A 25,199-nucleotide genomic window follows, 5' to 3' on the forward strand; every position below is an offset into this window, starting at 1 on the left:
ATCTTAGTTGTCGGCGAGTGTGTAAGTGACGGTCACCGTGGTTGAGCCTGAACGCAGGTTGGCGTAGTTCGCATCGTCGGCCAGGAATGTGTAGGTAAGCTGGTGGCCGGCATTCGGTCCTGAGGCTGTGTACGCGCTTCCGATGTCGGAGATGAGCGTCTGGTCGGTGGTAGTGAGGTTAAAACCGGCTGTCGGCGTTCCTTTTGTACCTGCGCCGCCTGCCGCGCTACCTGCCACGAGGTGAATGTCCACACCGTCTACGAGCGTGCTGGCCTTCACGTTGACCTTTTTGGTAGTAGTACCAGCCTGGATAGACGTGTAGTTGAGCCACAGCGAGTTGTTAGCTGCCGGCGCGACGATTTTTTCACCCGCCTCATCGTTGGCCGGCTTGGTAAAGCTGGCCGTAAAGTTCTTGGTTCCGGAAGTTTCAAGATCGAGCAAAGCCACTACGGGCACCACCACCGAAATCTGGTGGTTGTCGGTTTGTGTATCCTGCGCCACGGCACGGCCCGAAAGGCCCGCCAACATCACCACAAACATAGAGGAGACGAGGGTAATCCTGCTTTTCATAAATGAAAGAAATTAGATAAGTGAACTTTTGCGTTTTTTGTAAAATCACACAAATGTAGAAATACTTTTACAAACGCACAACATTTTGGGGAAAATATTTCCACATAATTCTCTGTCTGATAGCGCGTTCGGCTCCATGTGTCCGAAAGGCATGAAATGGACGATTAAGCAGAAAATGTGACAAGCAGCAAAATTGCAGCTACATGATTTTGACCGGGCCGGTCCGGACCGTATTATTGGGGTAAAAAAACTGAAATCCACATGAAATTAACCTATTACGGTCACTCCTGCTTCTCGGTCGTGGCAGGGGGCAAAACGATCCTTTTCGATCCATTCATTTCCGGCAACGAACTGGCCAGCGGGATCAACCCCGACGATATCAAAGTCGATTACATCTTCGTCTCGCATGGCCATTTCGACCACTCGCACGACGTGGTGAAGATTGCCAACAACAACGACGCCATGGTGGTGGGCAGCTGGGAGCTGTACACCTATTTCGGGGCGCAAGGCGTGAAAAACGTGCATCCATTAAACCCCGGCGGCAAATGGTCATTCGATTTCGGTACGGCCAAAGGGACGGCGGCGGTGCATTCGGCCTCGTTCCAGGACGGTAGCTATGCCGGCGTGGCCGAAGGCTTCGCGTTCAAGACCGAAGACGGCAATTTCTATTACAGCGGCGATACGGCATTGACGCTCGACATGACGCTCGTACCTAAATGGGCGAAGCTCGATTTCGCCGCATTACCGATCGGCGATGTGCTCACGATGGGCATTGAGGACGCGATAGAAGCTGCTAAGCTACTGGATGTTACAAAAGTGCTCGGCGTGCATTACGATACTTTCGGGTTCATTAAGGTGGACAAAGCGGAAGCCATTGCGGCATTCGCGGCGGCCGGATTGGCTTTACACCTGCCCGAAATCGGCGAGACGATCGAAATCTGAGGCGAACAGGGCTAATTTTAATTTATTTTTAATTACACCGCCCGTTTCTTAACGATATATTTCGAGAACAATAACAAGTACGCTAAGTGCGGTTATTGCTATTGAGTTATGTAGTCAAAATCCATTGTTCATTTTTGATCAATGGATTTTACTCTTTATAACTCACCGGTTTTCGAGCCAGCCGAGGAACTGGCTCACCTTCTCCTTGCCGATCAGCAGTTTTTCGGGCGTCGGGATCGTCAGTTTGATGAACAGCTTGCGCGAAAAGTAATGCTCTACTTCCTTGATCGCGTCGAAATTCACGAGGTACTGGCGGTTCAACCGATAAAACTGCGACGCCGGCACCATGCCCTGCACTTCTTCCAGCGGCTGTGAAATGGTGTAATCCTGCTGGTCGAACGTCCGCAGCCAGGTGGTTTCATTGTGAATGTAGAAAAACGCGATCGTCTCGGTTTTAATAGTAATGTATTTGTTCTGTTTAAAAACGAGGAAGCTCTTTTTCGGCTCGGGGCTGCTCAGCTTTTTCAACAGCGTTTCCAGCTCGGGCACGAGGGGTTTTTCATTGGAAAAATAACTTTTCAGCTGGCTGAGCTTTGCCAATGCGCCTTCTATATGCTCCTGTTTGAATGGTTTGAGCAAATAATCAATGCCGTTGGCCTTGAATGCCTCGATGGCATAGTGGTCGTATGCCGTGCAGAAAATGACGGGCGGCACTACTTTCACCGATTCGAAAATCTCGAAGCATAGCCCGTCCGAGAGCTGGATATCCATGAAAATCAGGTCGGGCTGGGGCATTTCGGTGAGCCAGTACACGGCGCGTTCCACGCTCTGGATCGTCGCCACGATCTCGGCTTCGGGCCTTAATGTGGTAATGAGCTGCGCCAGCGACCGCGCCGTTTTGATTTCGTCTTCAATGATTACGATTTTCATGAATAAGAGGCAGTTTGACCCTGAAATGCTCCTGGTCGTTTTCAATGATGATATTTTGTTCCAGCAAATGGAAATACCGGCGTTTAATATTGTCGAGCCCCACTTCGGTCGAATGCTCGGGGTTCTTTTTGAGCCGCAGGGGATTCTCGACTACCAGCCGGTCGTTTTCGGCGTACACGCGGATATGGAGCGGGTAATCGAGCGAGACGACATTGTGCTTGATGCAGTTTTCAACCAGTAACTGTAAGGTAAATGGCGGTATCCAGGTTTGGGCGACGTCCTGCGGAATGCTGTATTCCAGCTCGATACCTTCCTCGAAACGTGCTTTGAGCAGGTACATATAGGCGTCGAGGATTTCCGTTTCCTCGTGGAGCATGATCAGGTCCTGTTTACGGTTTTCGAGGGTAAAACGGTAGAAATCGGAAAGTTTCAGTATGAAATCCACGCTGTTGCGGTCGCCCAGCTCGACCATCGATTTCAGTGTACTGAGGCTGTTGAACAGGAAATGCGGGTTCACCTGCTGTTTGAGCAGCTCGTATTGCGCGCCGAGGTTATCGGCCTTGCTGCGTTCCAGTTCGAGCACCACCTGCTGGTTGCGGTGGGTCTGGTAAAGCAAATGCAGGAGCATGTAAAAGATGAGGTTGATCATGATCCCCCGCACCTCGAACATCAGCACCACCGGCCCGAAATCCAGCGAGGGAATGGCCAGCTTTTGGGCGCCTACCATGAGAAACATCAGCACGAGCCCGATGGCAATGCTGCGGAACAGGAGCGGATAGGAAAATCCCGAGGCCGAATGTTCTTTGGTAAACTTCGGCAGAGAGTAGATATTGAAATACCACACAAACAGCGTGAACGACGTGGTGATCAGCGCGCTGGTAATGGCCTCGAAACCATTGGGATGCTTCTCGGCGATCTTGGGCACGGTGGTAAGCACGCCCAGCGACAGGGAACTGAGCCAGACGATCACCGCCGAAACCCTGAATGTCTTTTGTACCATAATGATGGATGGAACGTGTTAGGGAAAAACCGACGCCCGTTGGGCAAATATAAAACTAATCCGCTCCGAATCGCGCCCAGCGGCATTTTCAGCGCCTTTCTGCTCCGTTTTCTCCAAGGTATAGTCTGCCACCGGCTGCGCGGTACCCCCGGTTTTCACGGTAACGGTCTCTACCGATTGCAGGCCGCCGTTGATGCTCCCGCCGAACCATAGCGGGTTCTGTTTCAGGTCCCAGGTAACGAGCTTGTACACTTCGCCGGGCGCGTGCGCGGCGCTATCCGCGGCGGCATGGGCCACGGCCTCGTCGTTGCCGTACAGGACGGATATCGTGCCGGTGCGTTCATTGTGAAACGACGTGATGATGTGCAGGCCTCGGTCGTCGAAGATCGTTTCGGGGGCGGGCGCGAGCCTGCGGGGCTGGTGGCAGGCGGCGAATGCGAGCGCGGCTGCGAGGAATGCGATGATGGTTGCTGCTTTCATGATGGAAGTTTTTGGACCGCCGACGGTCGACCGCCGGCGGTGGTTTTCGTTGAGATCAGGTTGATTACTACTGTGGACGGCCGTCGGCGGTCAGCGGTCGGTGGTCAGTTCCTGACACTTCCACACGCGCCGCCGCGGTTATAGCGCCGGTTTGGGTATTTTGGAGGAATGTCAGCACTTCCCATTCGTTCGGATTGAATGTGTCGGGGAGGCTAAGTGTTACGGTGCCGGCGGCATTGGCGGGGAAGGCCTGGATCTTGCGCACGATCTGCACATGCGGGAGCAGGCGGCCGGCATTTTCGCCGCGTTTGACCATCGTATGCGCCAGTTTTTGTACGAATGCAACCTGTAAAGCGGTTCCTTTTCCCGCATTCCCGGTTTGGTAGGAGAGGGTCAGCTTACCGGCGGCGATCTGCGCCTCACTGCTCAGCGTGGCCGTAGCCGGGGCCTGCAATTCGATACCTAATGCCCGTTTCAATGTTTCCTCCTGCGAACCGACGAGCTCATGCCGGCCATTTACGATAGCCTGCGGCGTGTATACGGTTTCGAGGTTCAGCCAGCTGGCATACTGGTACTGCCGTTTGGTGAAATCGCGGTCGCTGAATACATCGCGCCAGCCCTGGTGGTTCCAGTAATCCACATGGAATGCGAGCAGGTACACCGGCTTGCCGGCATATTCTTCCTGAATTTTCGCCAGCAGCTTATCCGCCGGCGGGCAGCTCGAACAGCCTTCCGAAGTGAAGAGTTCGACAACCGCGAAGCCATTGCTGGTCGTGGTTTGGTCTGTTGATGAAGTGTTTGAGGTAAATGCCGTGGCGGAAACAGAAAGGCCAAGTGAGAGGAAAAACGAGGTGATGATGGTTTTCATGGTGAATAATTGAATAATTGAATGATTGAATGATTGAATGATCCGCCGTGGAACGGGGAATGAGTGATCTTTAAGGCAGTCAGCGGTCGGCCGTCGGCGTCAGCGGCCAGCCACGCGCTTGGTCGGAATGTCGAACACAAATCCGGTTTCGCCGGCCAGCTGGTGACAGTTAATGCAGGCCGTAGCGAAGGTGGCAGTGGTACCGACGGGTTTCAGGTCGAGGCCGTTGAAACGGGCGAACCCCCAGCCTTCGGTGGCGCTGAACTTGCCGGCGTCGCGGACCATCATTTGCACGTTGTTGAAATTGCCCGGTTTGACATTGCCGTCGGCATCGGGGGCCTGGCTGTTCCAGACTACTTTCACGATCACCGCGCCGTCGGGCCAGGGGCGGATCTGGTCGTTTTCGAGGGCTTTTACGGCGATGTCGTTGCCGTAGATGATGCGCATCGTGCCGTTGTCGGGGCGGCCGGTCGAGCTGATGACCTTCCAGTTTTTATAATCGTCGAAATAGCGGATGCCGTTGATGGACGTCGGTACATTGGATACGCGCGGGTTTTGCCTGATGCGCGCCGTATCGCCGGCGGCATAATGCTTTCGTGAGAGGTCGGTGACGTAGTTTTTCAGGATCGTGAGTTCGGCCGGGGTCACTTTCGCCGACGGGTGTATGGCCGTGTAGGCGGGAAGCGGCATGCGGCCCGCGTCGATCATGTTCACGATGTACCACAGCTTTACTTCCTGGTCGGCTTTGGGGAGGCTGTCCCATTCCGAAAAGTTGAAGCGTTTGCGGGCCTCTTCCACATCGGCCGCTACTTTATAGGAGAATGGCGCGATCTTGTCGTACCACCGCAGGTTGGTTTCATTGGAATGGCAGTCGTAGCACGAGCGTTTCAGGATCGCGGTCACTTCATCGGGGCCATGAAATTCGGCGGTCACGGACGGGTTTTCGATGGTAGGGCTATTCACCTGCAAAACCACGAAGCTGGTAAAAAGAATACCTGCGACGACGGCGGCGGCATTGCGGTATCGGTTGCGTTTCAGGGCGTTCATAGCGGTTTGTTTTTTTTCTCAAAAGTAGGGCAGGCCGCCGCCGCCGGGAATCACATTCGCGCCGAAGTGGACACATTGCGGGGTGAAATGGACAGGGGAGATGGGGGGGAGGAAGTGAGCGGCGTTTGGCGATCTCGGTGCGGTATTTGTCTATTTCGCAGGGAAATCTGACTGGTCGGACTGTTTTGTGGTGTCTTTCGCTTTCGGATTGTATTCTATTTGTACCAGAAATCGCAGCGGGAACGCGCGTTTTCAATCAAAACAGCATCTTTTTTAACCGTATTATTTAATTCAATTCAAATCATGGAAACGATCGAAATCACACAGGCAGCAGGTACTGCTACCATCGATAAAGTACTTTACACCGGAAAAACCCATACGTCGGGCGGCCGCGACGGCGCTTCACGCAGCTCGGACGGTAATCTGGATATCAAACTTACCTCACCCGGAACAAATGGCACCGGTACCAATCCCGAACAGCTTTTTGCTGCTGGCTGGTCCGCATGTTTTATCGGCGCAATGGGCATTGCGGCGGCCAAGAAAAGAATCGCGTTGCCGGAAGGAACGGCCGTAGACGCGGAAGTAGATTTAGGCACGACCAAAGGTGAATACTTCCTGCAAGCCCGCCTGAACGTAAGCCTGCCCGGCCTGGACGAAGCAACCGCCCGCGAAATCATCGAAGCAGCGCACCAAACCTGTCCGTACTCGAAGGCGACGCGGGGGAATGTGAGTGTGGGGATTAGTGTGAGCATTTGAGGTGTTGACGGCCGACGGCCGACCGCTGACGGCCGATTGCTGCCGGATGGTCAGCGGTCAGTCGTCGTCGGTCAGCGGTCGGTCGTCCGCGGTCAGCAGTCAACGGACGGCGACGCCCCCTTACGCCATCACGGCCTCAGGCGCTTTCCATTTGCTGATAAACAGCTCCTGCAACTGGTCGATTTCTTTCTGGTAGATCGTTTTTTTGCGGGTGCCGAAATAGAGCGTGTTTTCCAGCGGCGAGCTGCCTTCCCATACCAGTTCGATTTGCCCGGCTTCGAGGGCCTCAGCGCACAGGAAATGCGGGACGACCGAAAACCCCTCGTTGTCGCTCAGGCAGCGGATAATGGAGCAGATGTTCGGGACGATGTAGTTGGGGCGGAAATCGGGGTGCTGGTCGAAATTTTTGAGCCAGAAATTTTTCAAATGCTCCATATCGGCCGCGGTGCTGTACCAGATGTGCTGTTTGAGCCAGTTGGCGGCTTCGGTTTTGCGGGGCTGTTGCAAGAGTTCGCGCAGCGGCGCGGTGTCGGTCCGGCTGCCGGCGATGAGCACGATCCGTTCCTTTGAAAACGGCTTGTATTGCAGGTTCTGCTGCTGGCCCGGCTGGGGCGTTACGATGAGGTCTAGCAGGCCGTTGTCCAGGTCCTGCTGCATTTGCGGGTACTCCCCGAATTTGATGATCAGGTTAAATGGCAGGGACGCAATGTGCTCTTCCAGTGTGTATTGGAATGTTTCAAAGCACATCCCGAGGCTGATTGTCGGCCGCTCGGCTTTGGAGCTTTTGTGAAAATGCTGCTCCACGGCTTCCAGCTTGCGGAGCGGGTCGAGCACGAAGTTGTACATGACCTTTCCTTTTTCGGTCGGCACCATCTTCCGCGGCGAGCGGTCGAACAGCTTGTGGCCGGTATACGCTTCGAGAGAATTCAAATGCAGGCTGACGCCCGGCTGGGATATAAAAAGCTCCTGGGCGGCCGCGGAAAGCGTTCCCGTTTCGTAGATCGCCTTGAAAGTACGGAGCCATTCGAGATTAAGTTGCATAGCTATCTATAATTTTTATAATACAAATGTACTATTTAAGTTATTTTGATAATGCATTACAACGCCGGAAATTTGTCGTGTCAAAATCAAAACAACACAATGAAAAAGATATTTGTCATTAACGGCGGTCAGCATTTCGCGCATTCCGGAGGGAAGTTCAACCACACGCTGACGGGGTTGGACCAATCGTATTTTACGGAAGAAAACGGCTTCGAGCTGCAAGTAACGGACATTAACCTGCCTTACGATCCGGACGAGGAAGTGAAAAAATTCGTATGGGCCGACGTGGTCGTGTACCATACGCCGGTGTGGTGGTTCTCCATGCCCTATAAATTGAAAGAATATATCGATGTAGTCTTCACGGCCGGCCACCGCAAAGGACTGTACCGCAGCGACGGTCGCAAAAACGAAACGCCGGAGATCAACTACGGTACCGGCGGCACCATGCAAGGTCGCAAATACATGCTCACGACCACCTGGAATGCGCCTGATACGGCATTTACATTGCCCGGCGAGTTCTTTTTGGAACATTCGGTGGATCAAGGCGTTATGTTTGGTTTTCACCGGATGAACGCGTTCCTGGGCATGCAGCCGCTGGAAAGCATGCATTTCCACGACCTGGAAAAAAACGCCACGCCCGAGCGCATCGACGCCTACAAAAACCAGTACCTCGCGCACTTGGAAGCGCAGTTCACCGATCTCGAAATAGCCCTGTCGGCATAACCTACACACCCATGCCCATTTATCTCACAGCCGTTATTAAAAGTAAAACCGAACACCGCGAGGAAGTCCGGGAAACGCTCCTGCACATGGTCACCGAGTCGCGCAAGGAAGCTGCTTGTCTGCAATACGATCTATATCAGGACGATAGCGATCCGGATGTATTTGTATTCCAGGAAATCTGGGAAAACCGCCAGGGCCTCGACACCCATAACCGGCAGCCTTACCTGCAATCATTCGTGGCGTCGTTCGGCAAGCTGCAACGCGAGCCGGAAGTTTATCTGACGCAGCCTGTTGATAGAGCATAAGCGAATTGATCGGGTGATTCCCTGGTTATTTTTCCAATAAAATAGAACGTGTTTTGTGAAACGGTTTCAACACCTTTTCGCGAAACACGTTTTTGTTTTAAATATGATTAGGTGCGCGCGGTCGGAAAGGAATTAAGGGCGATTTGTATTAATGTTTTGTTAAGCGTTATTTTTTGTGCGAAACATATGATGCAAATTAGTTTCGACTATTTATATTGAAATAATTTCCTTTCTCAGGTAATTCTGGTTCGAATTATCCTTTTCAGTATTAGAATCGTTACGTAAACCTCGCTCACCTATGAAGGTACCTTCTCTGGCACTGCTGTGCTTTTTATTTTATTGTCCTTCCGTTTTCGCGCAACTCAGTATCGGCGCACGGGATTTTGTGATTAAGGGCGGTACCCATGTCAATTTTTATGGTTTGACATTCAATTCTAATCCCGATTTAGTCATTGCCAATAATAACCTCACCGTTTCCACCACCCCGATCCCCGGCACACAGTATAATAGCATTACCCGTGTGTATAATTTCAGCGCGCCGGTCAATTTCAATGGTGTCGTCGGCGTGTTTTATCAGGATAGCGAGCTAAATGGTAATTCGAAAGTCAGGATGCAGATTTACTATTCACCGACAGCGGGCGGTACTTTCATGGTCCATGCCGGTAGCACTTCGAACACCGCTACGAATTACGTTTTCAATCATCTTACCAGCCCATTGGGGGTCGTCACGCTGATTAACCCGCCGGCGCTTCCGGTAAACCTGATCAGTTTTAATGCCGTTGAGGAAAAGGGTGTTGTGAAACTGGATTGGACGACGAGCGAGGAAAGTAACAGCAAAATATTCGAAGTCCAGTCGTCGAAAGAAGGCAGGAATTGGCTGAAAATCGGCGAAGTTTCCGCAGCAGGTGAAAGCTCGGTGACGACGCACTACCATTTTACAGACCTGTTTCCATTTTTCGGGCGCAACTACTACCGGCTCAAAATGATCGATCACGACGAAACTTTCGCGCACAGCTCTACGCGGTACGTCGATATGAGCTACTCAATTGCCGCAACCGTATTTCCCAACCCGGTATCGGATCAGGCTACATTGTCATTGCAGGACTGGTCGCTGGTAAAAGAAATTGATGTGACGGACCTGCGGGGAAACCGGCTGTTCAAGATTCCGATCGATCATAAGGCAAATGATTCCAAGACGATTGCAATGGATGGAGTGCCGTCGGGTACTTATTTGATTAATATCAGACGAAAAGACGGTTTGGTCAATTCCCTGAAAGTTGTCCGGCAATAACCCGACAGGCAAACAGAAAGCATTAACCTAATTATTCCCATTTATAAACCTGAATCAAAAGATAATGAAAAACCTTCTCCTCACTTTTGTTTTATTTTCATCTATTTTATTTACAAACATCGCATTTGCGCAGGTCGGTATGGGTACACTAACGCCCAATTCCAGTGCCGAACTCGATATTACTTCCACCTCGAAAGGACTGCTGATACCCCGTATGAAGCTCTCGGAACGCAACCTGATTGCTTCTCCGGCCGACGGACTTCTCATTTACCAAACCGATAATACGCCGGGTTTCTATTTCCGCCAGGGGGCGCAATGGATCAAGCTTAGCACCGCACCGGATGCGCCTGCGAATACGATGACAGTGATCCCGTTCAGCTCGGGCACGCAGGTGACGATAACGCCGCAGCATTCGGGATTGGAAAACCTGGGAAGCATCATCGGGTTCAGTAATAACACTTCCGGCGTACCGGTTACCGTTCCCTACATCCAGGTTCATTCATCGCAGGCCCAGAACCTCAATCACGCCGTGATGATGCCTATCAACGGAACGATCAAACATTTCTCTGCGTCATTTACTTTCGACCAGGACGTGCCGAGCGGCGACGTACTGATTTATGCCCGCATTTATCGTTCCGAAAATGGCTACACCTTTTATTGGTCGGGAGAACAGATCATTATGCAGAAGGGTGTTGGAAACCCTGTTTCGGTGCAGGCGCTGCGGAATGACCTGAACCTCTTCATGGCCGGCACTAGCCACCTGATGATCGTCTTTTCAGCAACATCCAATAATGGTAACGCCGGGATCAGAGGCTATGCCCGGGCAAGCCTCGGCATTCAATAAGGCTGCTCCACAAACTCCGCCAGGCTTTTTCCCAAAATATGCGTCCAGCCAGCCTGGAAACTTTCGGGTTTGAAATCGGCGTGGTCTTTCGGGAAGGTGTGCAGGCCCTTGTGCGTGAGGCGCACCCGGGTTTTGTCGCCTTCCGGGGTGAGTTCGAAGGTCACTTCCGAGTCGCCGGGGTAGTCGGCGTAGCGCCACGAGTAGCTCAGCTTTCGGTTGGGTTCCGCTTCGGTGACTTTGCAGAGGTGCCGGTACTGCCGTTCGTCGCTCCCGGCCGTGAATTCGAACTCGAAACCGGGCTCGGCTTTGAATTTGGGGATGTCGAAATACCATTTTTGCATTTGGCCGGTGTCGGTGAGGGCCTGCCAGACACGGGCTGGCGATGCATGGAGCACTCTTTCAATTACAAAAGGTTCGAAAGCCATGGTTGCGGACGGTTAGGTTTTGACGATCTGGTTCCAAAGAAAGTATGCCAGCCTCCGTTTTTACGCATAAAAAATCGCCGGGTTTCGAGGCCCGGCGACGCGTTCAGGTAGCTGCCCGACTTAGTTATTCCCGTCGCCCGACTTTTTATCGTCGTTGCTAATGCGTTTTTTCTGCCGCTGGTTACCCGACATCTGCCCGAATTCATATTTCAGGTTCAGACGCCAGCCGCGGCGGTACATCGCTACGTCCTGCGTTTGCACGAAGTTGGAGCCTACGAAATCGTTCCGCCATTTGATGGTACGGTTGAAAGGGTTGTCATAGCCGAACCCGATGGTACCTTTCTTTTTCAGTATTTCTTTTTGCAATACAATATTATAGAACCCGAAGCCGCCGTAGCTGCCCTGGATATTCACCCGCGGCGAGTTGTAAAACCCGAATAGCTGTGCCTTAATGCCTTTGCCGAAGTCGATCGTCGAGTTGAGGTTGATGCGGTACATCCAGTCGGCGTTGCGGGTTTTGAGCTCGGCGCTTTCGAGGACATTGTAAAATACATTGAGTGAACCATTCACCGTCCATTGCTTCATGAGCTTGGTATTCGCGCTCAGGTTGAGGCCATATGCGGAGTTTTCGGCCACATTCTGAAAGATTTGCTTCAATACGCCGCTGCTGTCGACGTTGCTGATGCCTTCGATCGCATTGTTGGTTTTGCGGAGGAAAACGGAGGCATTAATGCTCGTCTGCTTGATAGATACGCTGTAATTCGCCTCCACGGAATGGGTCAGCTCGGGTTTCAGGTACGGGTTGCCGCCGTATTGGTTCTTCGAATCGGCCTGGTTCACGTACGGGTTCAGGTAAAAGAAATTAGGCCGCTGAATGCGCTGCGTGTAGCTTATGCGCAGCTGCTGACTCTTTTTCAGGCTTTTGGAAAGGCTTACGCTCGGAATGAGATTTCCGTAATTGTTCGAAAACGCGGCGGTGCCGTTCAGGAAGTTCGCCTGGATAAATGTGTGCTCATACCGTGCGCCGAGGTTCAGGCCCCAGCCTTTTTTCGGCGTCCGGTTATACACCAGGTAGGCAGAGGTCACCTGCTGCGCGTAATCGAATATATTGGCCTGCTCGGGCATGTCGTGGAACTGGTCGGAGCCGTCGATGGCGCTGGAAATGCGGTAGTCGCTAAGGATTTTGCGGAAAATGGTTTTGCTACCCATTTCCAATGTACTAATGCTGTCGAGCGGGTTGGTGAAATCGAGCTGGATCGTTCCTTCCTTGTTGTTGCTGATGTTGTAACTTTTCTCCCGGTAGTAAATGGCATTGTCGCGGTTCAGCAGGTCGGAGTCGTAGTCGCTGTCTTCGCCTTCAAACGAATACATGGTGAGCAGCGTGAGCTCCCTTTTGGGTTTTTTGAAAAGCCGCGTGTAGTCGAAATTGATCGTCGCGCCCTCCCAGTCGTAAGTCCGGCGCATATCCCGGCGGAAATACTGGCCCGGAACGCCCAGGGTGCTTTCCTGGAATTCGATATCGAACCAGTTGGTATTGACACCATTGTAGTAATTGATGCCTGCGCCGACGCGGTTCAGCGAGTCGATGTCCCAGTCGGCATTGAACGTGCCGTAGAAATTCTTGCCGCGGCCGCGTACGCCCTGGAACTGGTCCTGGTTGGTAATCGTGTCCCCGAAGGTAAATGACCGCACCTGGTCCATATACCGCTTGTTTTTCCAGTCGCTGTAACCGCCGTTGGCCGAAAGTGTCAGGCCTTTTACCCGGTGGCTGATGCTGGCGTTGGGCCAGTTGTTCCATTGCCCGAAATTGGGGCTGATCGAGCCGTTGGTGCCTTTGAGACTATTCTTTTTGGTAATAATATTAATGATCCCCGCGGTACCTTCGGCGTCGTACTTCGCGGAGGGCGACGTGATCACTTCCACTTGCTTGATAATATCGGCCGGGATCTGCTTTAAGGCTTCGGAAACGCTGCGGGCGACCACATTCGAAGGTTTGTTGTTAATCAAAACCTTGATATTCGCACTGCCGCGCAGCTGCACATTGCCTTCGATGTCCACGGCTACGGAAGGGATTTTCTTCAAAACATCCGTCGCGTCGCCGCCTTTGATGCTGATATCCTTTTCTGCATTGTAAACCATCCTGTCCGATCGTTCCTCGAACAATGCCTTCTGCTCGCTAACGGTCACTTCTTTGAGGGTTTGGGCAACGGGAGCGAGCTTGATCACGCCCGTCTCGACGTCCTCCTTGTAGGCGTGCACGGGGCCGAAGGTTTTGGTAGTATAGCCCATCAGCGAAACCTGGACAATGTAAACGCCCGGCGCCACTTTGCTGAACACAAACCGCCCTTTGGCATCGGCGGTAACGCCTTCCGTGATTTTTCCGTCTTGCAGCAATGCCACCGTCGCGAATTCGACGGGCTTATTGGCCGCGGAATCCAGCAGATAACCCGAAATGCGTACGTGCTGAGCGAAGAGACAATGGATGGTGAGGGCCAGGAGGGCCAGGGTGAGTAGGGGTGCTTTCATACATGGCTAAATAATCGTGTAACGAAATCTTGTTAGGATACCGCAATGACGATTACCGGCTCCGAATGTTGCACCGACGCGGAAATTTAACAGGGTGAAACATCCTTATCCTTCGATGCAACATTTGTAATAGCCTTTACCTGAGCCGGTAGCCTATTTTCGTGACCCGTTTTTAATCAGCCATTGAAAAAACACTGAAATGGAAAAACTAACAATCACGGCGTCCGATGGCTACCAGCTAAGCGCATTGTACGCCTCACCCGATCAGGAAAGCCGGGGATCAATCGTCATCAGCTCCGCTACCGGTGTCAAAAAAGAATTTTACAGCCATTTTGCCGGGTTCCTGGTCGGCAAGGGGTATCACGTGCTATTGTTCGACTACCGCGGCATCGGCGGCTCCGCACCCGCCGACCTGCGCACGATGGACGCCTATATGCACGAGTGGGGTACGAAGGATATGAATGCCGTGGTGGATTACCTCGTGTCCGAGAAGGGTTTGAAGGAAATCATCTGGCTCGGGCACAGCGTAGGCGCACAGCTCGTGGGGTTTCTGGATAACCCGCAGCACATTGCGAAGGTCGTGTCGGTGAGCTCGGCGCTGGGTTACTGGCGCTATTTCCCGATGCCGTGGCGGTGGCTCATCTGGGCGCTCTGGTATTTTGTGGGGCCGCTGATGGTGAAGGTGTACGGCTACGGCGTGATGACGAAGATAGGGTGGGGCGAAAACCTCCCCCGCAACATGCTCCTCGAATGGCGCACCTGGTGCCTCAACAGGACCTATTTCCGAGAAAGCCTCACGCAGCTGCTCGATGCCGACAAGTTCGTGCGGTTTACGAGGCCCATTACAGCCGTGTATATGAGCGACGATTTTATCGCCAACGACAAAACGGTGCCGCTCATGATGGGTTTCTTCCCGAACTCGCCGCAGCAGATCCTCAAACTGTCCGTTCGGGACCATACGCGCGGCAAGGTAGGGCACACGGGCATATTCAGGAAAAAATTCCGGGAAGACCTCTGGCCCGTGCTGATGGCCATTATCGAGAAATAATCAGGCTTTCTGGGCCGTAAATGGGCCCTGGTCGTGACGGACCTGTTCTACGAGTTTCAAAATGTAAGGGAGGCCGTCGCGCTCCCACGCCGTTACCTGGGCGGGTGTGAGGCGGATGGCGAAGTCGTACATACCTGCGCCGCCGCACACGACCGACAGGACGTAGTCGCCGGGACGATGTTCGGTAAACGTGTAGTTCCAGGCTTCTTTGGCAATTTCTTTCATTCAGGAATAGCGTTATGCGGGGCTAAATATACGTCAAATGGAAAGGACAATGCGCGCCCAACGCATTGTCCTTTTTTTCGTGGTTTATAGTGGCGTTTCCGTGTATTTTCCTTTCGGTATTTTATTGACGACCGCCTCGGAGTAGCCAGTCGGCAGATGCCCGCCCGGGAGCCACAGGCTGTTGGCGCCCATTTCGTTGCCCGACGGCAGGCGTACATTCAAATCTTTGGGGTTCGGGATCGAGATCCGGACCATTTCCTTGCCTTTCCAGCTGTCGGCCGGTATGCCGAGTTCTTTCTCTATTTTGCTGATATCCTTGTTCGTTTTCGTCAGCATGGCGTCCATTTCGGCTTTTGTCATGACAAACTGCGTGTTGTCGGGGTAGCCGAGCGTGTCGCGGCCGTAGTCGTCCAAAGCCTTTTTGGTCACGAGGTACGTAGCGCCTTCGCTGAACTGTGCGAGGTGAAAATCGATGTACTTCTGGTCGAGGTACACGGATGGCGCCGGACGCTGGCCTTTGGTAATATCGAGTACTTTCTGCGAAGTCCACCCGTCTTTCCAGGAGTCTTCGAGTTTAATGGTTGCAGGGGCTTTGTCGTCGTCGTCACTGCACGAGAAGGACACGGCTGTCATCAGCATGAGCAGCCATAGGTGAAGGAAATTTTTCTTCATACGAATAGTGTTGGCTAAAAATTGATTGTGCCCGCAAGTATACTGAAAAGTTAATTAATTCTACTTTTGTAGTATTAATTTTTAAATATTACTACAAAGCAAGCGTCTTGATTGGCAATCGGATTATCACCACTTTTGTAACCGATTCCCACTCTATGTATGATCCGATTTCTGCTTACCCTTCTTGTTTCCTGTTTTTCCCTCACTTGTATTGCACAAAGTCCGTCCATCAGGATCCTCAATGTCAAATCCGACAACTATTGCACCGGTACCGATCTGGTGATTAGTGTGGCTGTAACCGGCACATTTCCGGCGGGTAACCAATTTTCGGTCGTCGTGCGCCGCGACTGGGACGCCTCGCCGGAAGTATGGACGTACCCGGCCGAGTTGAAAGGTAGTGAACTGATTACGAACCTGAAAGATGCGAAGCTGGCTAACTACGAGCGTATTGTACTGAAAGTGGTCTCTTCGAACCCGAAAACCGAAACGGAGAACGTCTCGTTCAGGGTTATTTCAAAAAGCACCCTGCGCATTGCCACCCGGCTGGGCCTGGCAGCGGATACCGTCAACACCGGCGACCCGATCGAGTTGGGACTGACCGTTTCGCCTCCGAGCCCCGGCGAGGTCACCTTGAATACAGGTGAAAAATTCCAGCTGCTGTATCCGTCGTACGGCTCGGAATCCTATAAAACCAACATCAAATTGCCGCTGGCAAAGGCCGGTACCTATTCCGTAAAAGAAGCGTCGAATGCGTGCGGGCCGATGGCCGTGAGCGGCCAGGTAACCGTGCGGACTAATCAGCTCGATTTTTACCCAACCTCTGTTTTTCCGCACACCGTTTGCGAGGGCGGGGAGTTCAAAGTAGGTTTCAGTACCGGCGGGCAGGATTTTGCAGCCGGTACCCAGTTCAAACTCCGGGTGTACAAAGGCGACGAATATGCCGAGCAGCTTGATTACGCCGACGTGCCTGCCACGCTCACAGGTAAAAACGAGCTAACGGCCCGTTTTCCCGAGAAATTCGCGTTGGACGCATTTTCGACGCAATTCCGGATCGGGATCGTCACCACGAATCCGGCATCGGTCACCCGGAACGACGGCCTCGATATCTGGGTTAGCCCGAAACCGGCATTCAAACTCACGACTGAAAACCCCAGTGTCGTACTCGGTCAGTCGGCGAGGCTGAATGCACAGCTCTCCGGGATGCCCCCGTATCTGATCACCTTCACCAATGGCCAGAAAATGACCAGCAGCCAGCTGGATGTTTACCCCAAAGCCACCGCCGAATACAAGGTTAAAACGTTCGAAACAGGGTGCGGCGTGATCGAAAACCCGGTCCACACGCCCGTGACGGTAACGGTGCGGCCCGGCCTTTACCTGGGCACGCCCAACAGCTACGTCAACCGGAACTTCTGCGCCGGGCAAACCGTGCGGCTGCCGTTCATCGCCGTGGGCACCGGCAGCCAGACTACCTTTACCGTGGAAGCCCTCACGCGCGACAATCAGAAATTTGTATTTCAGGCCAAAGTCGCAGGCGATAGCGTGGAGTTCACCATTCCGGTCGATAACAGCCGTGACCCGCTGAAAAATTATGGAATGGTTTCCCGCGCGCGGCTCGTGTCGGCCAACCCGGCGATGGCGTCGGAAGCGACCTACCTGACGATCCAGGGCGAACCGTTCATGACATTCAGCAACCTCTCGCTGAAATCCGTTCCGTTTCCTTCCACGGTCCGGATGGATTACGACCTGCATGGCGGCGGGCCGTTTGTGCTCGAATATGCCGATGGAACGAGCCGTTCGTGGGACGCGAGCAATTACTGGCATTACCAGTTTATCCGAAAAGACACCATTTTTCAGTTGAAATCGCTTTCAAATCAATGCTTCCGCACCACCGGCCTGCCTGCATTTCCGTTGAAAGTGGAAAAGCCTGCCGACCAGTCGCCGGCGCTGTTCCTCGCATTTCCTTATCGGGGATATTGCATGGGCGACAGCGTGGAGGTGGAGGTATTTTTCAACGGTAAATTCGAAGCAGGCAACGTTTTTACCATTGCCTATTCCAAAGACGCGCAGTCACAGGAATTCCCGCTGATGACCATCACCAAGCAGGGCAGGTATAAGATCAGGATTCCGGGCGACGGGAGGAGTACATTTACTGCCAGCCTTTTGCTGACTTCCAGCTTGCCGAGGCTCGTTTCTGAGACGGAACGATTCGACCTGCGCCCCAAATCGCTGTATCTTGGCCTGTACCCGGATGGCAGCCAGGGCAGCCCTGCCACCATTTCCAACAATGGCGGTAAACAGTCGCTGATGGTGCGGTCCATGCCTTTTACGACGGTTAAATACAATGTCAACGGCCAGCCCGGCACAATCGTCACCGACAGCCAGGGCGACGGCCGGTTCGAAACGTCGCTGCCGCCCAACCAGGTATCGGTATTCCAGGCCACTTCGGCCGTGAATGCGTGCGGGAACCTCGAAAAGACGGTCAGTTCCTATCTGTATTTCAAAGAATATACCTTGACGATCGGGTACCCGTACGAGAACGTGTATTGCGCAGGCACGCAGGCAAAAGTCACATTCGACGTGCGGGAGGGACAGGCGCCGGCGGGGACGCAGTTCACCCTGCAAATGAGCACGCCCGAAAGCAGCAATACGTTTGTCGATATCGCCACCATCACCGATGGCCGTGCATTTACCATTACCATTCCCGAAAGGCCGGCGGGCATTTACTACATGCGGGTGCGATCCAATGCAGGCGTACAGTCCGATCCGGCAGTTTACCGCATCGGCCGCAAGCCGGAGGTGGTATTGGGCTCGCACGCGCAGCCGGGCAATGAGCCTACCCTGGCGGTGCCGTATGGCGGGGATGTGCATTTGTATGTGCGCAACACCGGTACTGCTCCGTGGAATGTGCAGTTTGCCGATGGGCAGGTAGAACGCAGCGATCAGGAGGAGATTTACTATACAAAAAAGGTTACCGGGCCGGAGGTATTTACATTGGCCAAGGCCTGGAATACGTGCGGGTTCGGAACGGTATCGGGCAAGGTTACCGTGAATGTGAAGCCCGTATTGAAGGTATCGCATGTGCCGGAAACAGGGCCGGGAATCTTCTGCGCCGGACAACCGGTGGAAGTAGGGTATAAAATTTCCGGCATTCCGTCGCTGGGTAATAACTATCTGGTTTTCACGCTCACCCGTGGAACGCAAAAACTGGCTAAGCTGGACTCGACCCAAAAGCTGGAAGGGACCATGCTGCTGCGCATTCCGTCGGGATATGTGGGCGACCAAACGCTCGGCGTCGTGGCTACCGTCCAATCCATGGACCTGTCGGGAAGCCTGGCTTTCCAGCCCTACCAGGTTCCGGATATGACCTTATTCGGGAACAATAGCATCCAGGCCGGGCAGACTGTCAGATTGTTTGTGCGCGCCAATGCCGCATTTGCGCAGAATACCATTTTCGAGCTCTCGGATGGGACTAGTTATTCGTTCGGAATCCCCGCGAAAGGGCGCATAATGGAAATTGAAAAACAGCCGGCGGCAACCACTACCTACACTTTGAAGGCGCCGGGGAGTGTTTGCGGCGTGGGCAAGGTGAACGGTTCGGCAACGATAACGGTAGAGCCGAAAAAGCAGAAATCGCTCAGTATCCAATCGGTAGAGGCGATCGGCAAGTGGTATCGCTGCGCTTCGGATACGGTTTCCGTGAGTTTTTATTCCAATGGCGATCTGACAGGCGCCGTATACACCGTGCATTTGTCGGACTCGCTGGGCGAAAATTTCAGGCCTATCCCCACATTCGGTACGGGCTCACCGCTCCGGGCGGTCATTCCTGCCGGTACGAAGGCTGGAAACAGCTACCGCATTCGCATCACGTCCAGTGACCCGGATATGCAAACGGCTACCATGTCCGCATTAGTGGGAATCGAAGCATATGCAACCGCGCGGCTTACGGCATCGGAGGTATTTTATCAGACGGGCCAAAAGACCTACATGGTCGTTCAATTCGAAGGCAGCGGACCTTTCAATTACCGGTATGGTATCGGAAGCGAAAGTATCCAACGCTATCCGTCGGGTAACCCTGACTCGCTGCTGCTGCGCCCGGTGAGCGACGCGGTGGAGTATAGGCTGCTGGAAGTAAGGAATGTATGTGGGGTAGGGAAGCTCAGAGACCCGTCGGTACTGAAAGTTGAACTCATTACTGGCACGGAGCCATCGCCCTCGGACGAAGTCCTGCGCTTCGGTCCGAACCCGACGGGCGGCGTGGTGGACATGTGGTTCCGTGATGCCGCGCAGCGGGATATTCTGCTGTACAACGCGCACGGTACCCGATTGAAACAGCTTCGTTCACGCAGTTCCAATGCGGCTATCCAGCTAAGCGGGCAGCCTGCGGGTGTTTATTTGCTTGAAATCAAAGGAAAAAGGGGTACCGCGCGCTACCGCATTATCAAGAACTAACAAAACCAGCCGCAACCATTGCCGATGTTTACCAGAATTCTATTCGTTTTCGCATTCTTATTGTTTGGCGGGGGTATTTATGCCCAGTCAACCGGCCCGGCCATTACCATCGAGCCAGGTAATCTGACCCGCGTCTGCTCGTTTCGAGAAATCTCCCTGCCGGCCCGGCTGACGGGTACCTTTAACGCGAGTAACCAGTTTTTCATAGAGTTTACGGATGGCTGGTCCGATAAGGTTATTGCCCGTTTTCCGGCGGTGATGCGGTCGGGAAACATCGTCGCGAGCGTCAATTCGGATACGTTGCGGAGCGAGAGCTACCTCATAGGGCGGGTCGTGTCAACAAACCCGGCGGTGAAGAGCAACCAGGCGCAGCTCGGCGCATTTACCTCGCGGGGAGCAGTGACGCTCGCCGGCCCGACGACGCTTACCGACACGGTGAATGCCGGTGCCAGCGTGCAGGCCATTTTCTCGAACAGCGCCAACAATGCGGTAACCATTACGCTCAACGACAGCACGCGGTTGTCACTGGCGCCTGGCAACACCCCGGTGAATATTCCGGTGAATGCTTCGGGGGAAATTTTCATCACCAAAGCGGTCAACAGCTGCGGGGTGGCCGTACCGTTTTCGGGGAGCAGGAGGCATCAGGTCAATTCCCTGACCATAGTCCCATTCAAATTCCTGGATGCGGGCATGTGCAAGGGCAGCCGCGTGCACCTTACTTATGCGATCACCGGCGGCACCCTCCCGCCATCCGCGCGCTTCCGGCTGCGGTTTGAAGAGCGGTATTACGACGATGCCCCCGGAAGGAAGGTTTTTGAAGTGCCGGCGACCGTCGAATCCCCGGGCGTGCTGGCGGCGACGATACCGGAGCAGGCGGACCTGAAATACGGGCAGGGCCTGAAAGTGTACATTATCGTCGATTCGCCGGCCCTGGTGAGCCCGGCCCTGGCCGACTACGTCAGCATCGCCGCCAAGCCCGACGCCCGCATTACCAGCGAGAGCAGCACCATTGTGCCCGGAGACTATTTCGGGGTATCGGTCCAGCTGTACGGCGCGGGGCCGTTTACGGTGGAAATGACAAACGGCCAGGTTTTTCATACGAACGACACCTATCTGTCGGCCACCTATTACCCGGTGAAAACGGAAACATTCGCCGTCAAATCGCTGAAATCCCGCTGCGGTGCCACAACCGATGTTTCCAAACGCAATGTGGTAGTGACCCTGGCGCCGGGTATTTTTGTGCCGTTTACAGGCGGAAAGCAAGTGGATATTTGTGAAAATCAAAAAGTCAGGCTGCCATTTGTTTCTACCGCGGCGCTGACGGCAAATACCCGCTATACGGTGGTGGGCACAGCCGGCACGACAACGTTTGAATTTGAAGGTAAGGTTGTCAATGATTCCATCGAATTCACGATCCCCTTTTCAACGGCGGCTATGGGGCGCGACGGCTACTTTTCGATCCGCAGCCTGCGCGTGAAAACGACGAACCCGGCCTACACCGCACCCGAAGTTTTCGGCTACCGCATAAACGGTATTCCGAAAATTACCTACCGGCTCACGAAGCCCGCCGTGCTGCCGTACCCCAAATTTTACGACTACATTACCGTGATCGACGGCGGCGCGCCTTTCACGGTCACTTATCCCAACGGCGAAATGGACCGCTGGGAGTTTACGGAGAAGCTGGAACGGACATTTTTCGAGAAATCGGGCAGCTACCAGTTGAAGCGGGTGCAGAATGTGTGCTATTCCAACGAGCAGATCGAGCCGTTGAATGTGACGGTGCAGTCATATACTGCTAAAACGCCGGCGATCAGCGTGCGGCCTGCATCCGCCCAGAGCGTGACGTGTACCAACGACAGCATTGAGGTCTATTTTGACGCATATGGCGAATTTGCCGCCGATAACGAGTTCAGGATTTTTAGTGTATACAACACATCCAAAGCGCTGCTGACCGTAAAGAAGCCGGGGCGTTACAAGCTGCCGCTGACCGACGAGGAGGCGAAGGCCATGGATTATATCAATGTGGCTTCCACGAACCCGGTCGTGACCGGCGAGGCCGTGAGCAGGGTGTACCGGGAGATCAAGCCTTTTCTCTATGCGGCGGGTACCGAGCAAACCAGCGCGGATAATCCGCTGGTCGTGAATATGGACGAGCAGGTGTGGACCAACGGGCTATGGGATATCCGCAGCAACCGCCAGGACAGCTATAATCCGTACGCTTTCGAGGTGTCGGGCGGCGGGCGCGATTATCGTTTCGAGAAATTTTCCAATGAATATAATTTCGCTGTCGCGCCGCCGCGCTCGGTGGTGACGCCGTTCGTGCTGAAAACGGTGAGCAATGCATGCGGCACGACGGACGTCAATGCTACTTCCTATGTGCTTTGGAAGGGTTATAACCTGCTGATGAAGAACTTCGAATATGAACGTGCCTATTGTCCCGGCGAGGAAATATGGGTGCCGTTCGGCATCCAGGGTACGGCGCCGGGCACCACGCCCGTGCATTTGCAGATCGCCACGCTGGGCGGCACGTTCACGACCCTGGGCACCGTACCGATTTCGGCAGGAGAATTCCGGGTAAAGGTGCCCGAGCTGGAAGAAGGACAGTATTCGATCCGCATCATTTCCGAGGATAAAACGGAAGCGTCCAACGCGACGATCCGCATTAATACCAAACCGACTGCCACCGTCGCGTACGACCAGTTCGGCCAGCCGCCAGCCAACGGGCAGATCAACGCCGGACAAAAAGTGGCGGTTAACTACATTCTGACCGGCGGAGGGCCTTACCGCCTCACGGCCACGGGACTGGGCGATGAAACGTCCGACGGAGGTCTTTACCGCGAATTCCAGCCGGAGCAGGATATGGTTTTCGAAGTGAAATCCGTGAGCAACCGCTGTGGTTATGGAACGGCAGCCGGGAACCTGTCCGTGAAAGTGACGCCGGTAATCCGCACATTGACCTTCGCCAATACCGCCGTATGCACTGGCGGAACCGTGGATGTTACCTACGAGGTGCTGGGGAAAATTCCGGATGGGCAGAATATCGTATTTCAATTGGTTAATGCCAATGGGGCTAGGCGCGAGATAGGGGCTACACGGGTGAATGCGGGAACGATCGCATTGTCCATACCGGCCGAATGGCCGCTCAGCGGGAATATGCTGGTGTGCAGCATTGGCGGTACCGCCGTATCGGCAAGCCAGCCGATGGTAGTAGGTAAGCCGGCCGAGCTGGAACTGACAGGCAATGTGAATGTGAATGCCGGGGACCAGACGGCCATAGAGCTGCGGGCTAAAACAGCGGGTAACCTGCCCGTCAAAATCAGGCTCTCCGACGGCGTCGAGCGTGAGATCCAGTTCTTCTACATGGGTGCGGCTGCCGTGCTGGTGAAGCCGGTCGCGACGACGACCTACCGCATCCTGGAAGCGTCCAGCACGTGCGGTACCGTGCCGTTTTCCGGCACCGCTACCGTGACGGTCATTCCTGCCGGTGCCCGGAATGTGAAAACTACCTACGTGACCGGGCCAAATCCTGCCAGCCTTTGCGAGGAGGATTCGGTCATCGTGCATTTCGTCGCTACGGGCAGTTTTTCGGCGGGCAACCGTTTTGGCATACAGCTGCTGGATGACCAGGGTAAGATGTTGAAGGAATGGGTGCCGGGCGGCCAGGTTTCGCCTTTGAAAACCCTATTCCCGGCCGGTATCGACCCGAAAGTGTCGTTCCGGGTGCGCGTCGTGGCCTCGGACGCAGGAACTTCGTCTGCTGACTATATGTACCCCGTTACGCTGAAAAGCAAAGCGACGGCGGCATTCGAATCTGCGCAGGTTGTACCGGATCCGGCGGGCAACGCGAAAGTGGTGGTGAAGTTTACGGGCACCGGTTCGTGGACTTACAGCTACGCCAACGACCTCGAAACGTTCCGTCGCACTTCTTTTTATGAAACAGATACCATTGCGCTTACCAATGTCCGGCAGGCGACCTATCAGCTGGTGTCCGTTCGGAATGACTGCGGTACCGGGAAAATCATTGAACCTTCGAAAGTAGCGGTGGCGGTGGTGCTGGGTGTCGAAAATCCCGTATACGAGGAGGTAACGCTCGCCCCCAACCCCGTGCGCGACCGGCTGAGACTGATCTTCAAACAGGCGGAAAGCCGCACGATCGTGGTATCCGATGCCGCAGGCAGGCGATTGTTCGGGCAGAAGGCACATCAGCAGGAGGAGGTGATCGATATGTCGCATTTGCCGGCGGGCATTTACATCCTGCAAATCGAATCCCGGCGCGGTGTGCACGCAGTGAAGGTGCTGCGGGAATAACCGTGCGTTTTTTGCCCAGTCAGGCAGGTGTGGTGAGGGGGGATTGGGACAATGCGTTTGTTGGCGTCCGTTCTACGCGAGTTTCATTGACAATGCCCGTATCCCAGGTATTGGAATGACTTTTTTCAGTACCCACTTTATTACTAATGCAGATCGGCAGCCATGAAAGGTTCGTGACGCTTACACGAGAATTGATATGAAAGGACCTGGTAATATTTCTATCCTCCTGGTGGACGACGATGTCGATGATCAGGAGATTTTCCTCCTCACAGTGCGGGACACGGGCAAGGAAGTGGATTGCGAGTTTGCATGCGACGGCATTCAGGCATTGCAGAAGCTGGGAGAAGGTGCCTATGCGCCGCACGTCATCTTTATCGATATCAATATGCCTAAAATGAATGGCATGGAGCTCCTGGCGGAACTGAAACAGGACCCGCGCCTGCGGGAAACGCCTGTATATATGTACTCCACCTCGGACCAGAAGGAAATCGTCACACGCTGCATGGAGCTGGGTGCCTCGGGTTTTATGAAAAAGACCCCCGATATCGACGAACTGCGGAGAGAATTCATCCAGGTAATCGACAAACGCCCCGTCTCATGACCGGACGCCCTATGCCGTTTCGTCCTGCGGTTTCCTGCTTAATTGCTATGTAGCCAGCAGTTTACGAGTTTTAGATTATGTCAATATCGTTTAGGAAAATGATAATATCCGAAGAGAATTGTGCCAAAAATTGTTCTATTTAAACATT

The 25,199-nt window shown here is 53.8% G+C and carries 21 protein-coding genes; 10 read left to right on the forward strand and 11 right to left on the reverse strand.

Annotated features, from left to right (window positions below):
- Nucleotides 1-3: 3 nt before the first annotated feature.
- Nucleotides 4-570, reverse strand: coding sequence for a hypothetical protein (locus tag H144_RS0115275; RefSeq protein WP_033402720.1), 567 nt, complete (start codon nt 568-570; stop codon nt 4-6).
- Between the two features lie 261 nt (nt 571-831).
- Here H144_RS0115275 and H144_RS0115280 point away from each other — a divergent pair, with 261 nt between their 5' ends.
- Entirely contained in the window at nt 832-1,512 is a 681-nt protein-coding gene (locus tag H144_RS0115280; RefSeq protein WP_019942955.1) for a metal-dependent hydrolase, read from the forward strand.
- A gap of 162 nt (nt 1,513-1,674) precedes the next feature.
- On the opposite strand, the gene H144_RS0115285 is transcribed toward H144_RS0115280, so the two are convergent.
- The 5 genes from H144_RS0115285 to H144_RS0115305 all read right to left on the reverse strand — a co-directional run bounded on the left by H144_RS0115285 (nt 1,675) and on the right by H144_RS0115305 (nt 5,837).
- Nucleotides 1,675-2,442 (reverse strand): LytR/AlgR family response regulator transcription factor, encoded by a 768-nt coding sequence (locus tag H144_RS0115285; RefSeq protein WP_019942956.1) that lies wholly within the window; start codon nt 2,440-2,442, stop codon nt 1,675-1,677.
- A complete protein-coding gene (locus H144_RS0115290; protein WP_019942957.1) occupies nt 2,423-3,442 on the reverse strand; it encodes a sensor histidine kinase in 1,020 nt (339 codons plus the stop codon). Before H144_RS0115290 ends, H144_RS0115285 begins: the two co-directional genes overlap by 20 nt.
- Before the next feature lie 18 nt (nt 3,443-3,460).
- Nucleotides 3,461-3,922 (reverse strand): hypothetical protein, encoded by a 462-nt coding sequence (locus tag H144_RS0115295; RefSeq protein WP_019942958.1) that lies wholly within the window; start codon nt 3,920-3,922, stop codon nt 3,461-3,463.
- A 67-nt stretch (nt 3,923-3,989) separates the two neighbouring features.
- Nucleotides 3,990-4,790, reverse strand: coding sequence for a DUF1223 domain-containing protein (locus tag H144_RS0115300; RefSeq protein WP_019942959.1), 801 nt, complete (start codon nt 4,788-4,790; stop codon nt 3,990-3,992).
- A 99-nt stretch (nt 4,791-4,889) separates the two neighbouring features.
- A complete protein-coding gene (locus H144_RS0115305) occupies nt 4,890-5,837 on the reverse strand; it encodes a heme-binding domain-containing protein (RefSeq protein ID WP_019942960.1) in 948 nt (315 codons plus the stop codon).
- 303 nt (nt 5,838-6,140) lie between these two features.
- Here H144_RS0115305 and H144_RS0115310 point away from each other — a divergent pair, with 303 nt between their 5' ends.
- Nucleotides 6,141-6,593 carry an organic hydroperoxide resistance protein gene (locus H144_RS0115310; RefSeq protein ID WP_051100131.1) on the forward strand — a complete coding sequence of 151 codons (453 nt, stop codon included), beginning with the start codon at nt 6,141-6,143 and terminating at the stop codon, nt 6,591-6,593.
- A 120-nt stretch (nt 6,594-6,713) separates the two neighbouring features.
- Here H144_RS0115310 and H144_RS0115315 read toward each other — a convergent pair whose 3' ends face one another.
- A complete protein-coding gene (locus tag H144_RS0115315) occupies nt 6,714-7,634 on the reverse strand; it encodes a LysR family transcriptional regulator (protein WP_019942962.1) in 921 nt (306 codons plus the stop codon).
- A gap of 99 nt (nt 7,635-7,733) precedes the next feature.
- Here H144_RS0115315 and H144_RS0115320 point away from each other — a divergent pair, with 99 nt between their 5' ends.
- The 4 genes from H144_RS0115320 to H144_RS0115335 all read left to right on the forward strand — a co-directional run bounded on the left by H144_RS0115320 (nt 7,734) and on the right by H144_RS0115335 (nt 10,797).
- Nucleotides 7,734-8,357: an NAD(P)H-dependent oxidoreductase gene (locus H144_RS0115320; RefSeq protein WP_026350718.1), complete on the forward strand. Its 624-nt coding sequence runs from the start codon at nt 7,734-7,736 to the stop codon at nt 8,355-8,357.
- An 11-nt stretch (nt 8,358-8,368) separates the two neighbouring features.
- Nucleotides 8,369-8,662 (forward strand): putative quinol monooxygenase, encoded by a 294-nt coding sequence (locus tag H144_RS0115325; protein WP_019942964.1) that lies wholly within the window; start codon nt 8,369-8,371, stop codon nt 8,660-8,662.
- A gap of 298 nt (nt 8,663-8,960) precedes the next feature.
- Nucleotides 8,961-9,953 carry a T9SS type A sorting domain-containing protein gene (locus tag H144_RS0115330; RefSeq protein WP_019942965.1) on the forward strand — a complete coding sequence of 331 codons (993 nt, stop codon included), beginning with the start codon at nt 8,961-8,963 and terminating at the stop codon, nt 9,951-9,953.
- A 64-nt stretch (nt 9,954-10,017) separates the two neighbouring features.
- Nucleotides 10,018-10,797, forward strand: a complete 780-nt coding sequence (locus H144_RS0115335; RefSeq protein ID WP_019942966.1) for a phage tail-like protein — start codon at nt 10,018-10,020, stop codon at nt 10,795-10,797.
- Here H144_RS0115335 and H144_RS0115340 read toward each other — a convergent pair.
- Together H144_RS0115340 and H144_RS0115345 are read right to left on the reverse strand one after the other, a co-directional pair.
- Nucleotides 10,791-11,222 (reverse strand): SRPBCC family protein, encoded by a 432-nt coding sequence (locus tag H144_RS0115340; RefSeq protein WP_019942967.1) that lies wholly within the window; start codon nt 11,220-11,222, stop codon nt 10,791-10,793. The two genes, H144_RS0115335 and H144_RS0115340, sit on opposite strands and share 7 nt — an antisense overlap.
- Nucleotides 11,223-11,342: 120 nt before the next feature.
- Nucleotides 11,343-13,748, reverse strand: a complete 2,406-nt coding sequence (locus tag H144_RS0115345) for a TonB-dependent receptor (RefSeq protein WP_019942968.1) — start codon at nt 13,746-13,748, stop codon at nt 11,343-11,345.
- 199 nt (nt 13,749-13,947) lie between these two features.
- Between H144_RS0115345 and H144_RS0115350 the strand changes: the two genes are divergently transcribed.
- Nucleotides 13,948-14,796: an alpha/beta hydrolase family protein gene (locus H144_RS0115350; protein ID WP_019942969.1), complete on the forward strand. Its 849-nt coding sequence runs from the start codon at nt 13,948-13,950 to the stop codon at nt 14,794-14,796.
- Here the strand turns inward: H144_RS0115350 and H144_RS0115355 are convergent, their stop codons facing one another.
- Nucleotides 14,797-15,021 (reverse strand): hypothetical protein, encoded by a 225-nt coding sequence (locus H144_RS0115355; RefSeq protein ID WP_019942970.1) that lies wholly within the window; start codon nt 15,019-15,021, stop codon nt 14,797-14,799.
- An 84-nt stretch (nt 15,022-15,105) separates the two neighbouring features.
- Nucleotides 15,106-15,693, reverse strand: a complete 588-nt coding sequence (locus tag H144_RS0115360; RefSeq protein ID WP_019942971.1) for a hypothetical protein — start codon at nt 15,691-15,693, stop codon at nt 15,106-15,108.
- 159 nt (nt 15,694-15,852) lie between these two features.
- On the opposite strand from H144_RS0115360, the gene H144_RS0115365 reads away from it, so the two are divergent.
- The 3 genes from H144_RS0115365 (at nt 15,853) to H144_RS0115375 (ending at nt 25,051) form a co-directional block, all read left to right on the forward strand.
- The gene (locus H144_RS0115365) at nt 15,853-20,142 is read left to right on the forward strand and encodes a T9SS type A sorting domain-containing protein (protein WP_019942972.1); all 4,290 of its coding nucleotides are present in this window, start codon (nt 15,853-15,855) and stop codon (nt 20,140-20,142) included.
- A gap of 24 nt (nt 20,143-20,166) precedes the next feature.
- Nucleotides 20,167-24,450, forward strand: coding sequence for a T9SS type A sorting domain-containing protein (locus H144_RS0115370; RefSeq protein WP_019942973.1), 4,284 nt, complete (start codon nt 20,167-20,169; stop codon nt 24,448-24,450).
- 196 nt (nt 24,451-24,646) lie between these two features.
- Entirely contained in the window at nt 24,647-25,051 is a 405-nt protein-coding gene (locus tag H144_RS0115375) for a response regulator (RefSeq protein WP_019942974.1), read from the forward strand.
- Nucleotides 25,052-25,199 lie beyond the last annotated feature (148 nt).

The organism is Dyadobacter beijingensis DSM 21582 (assembly GCF_000382205.1).
GTDB lineage: Bacteria > Bacteroidota > Bacteroidia > Cytophagales > Spirosomataceae > Dyadobacter > Dyadobacter beijingensis.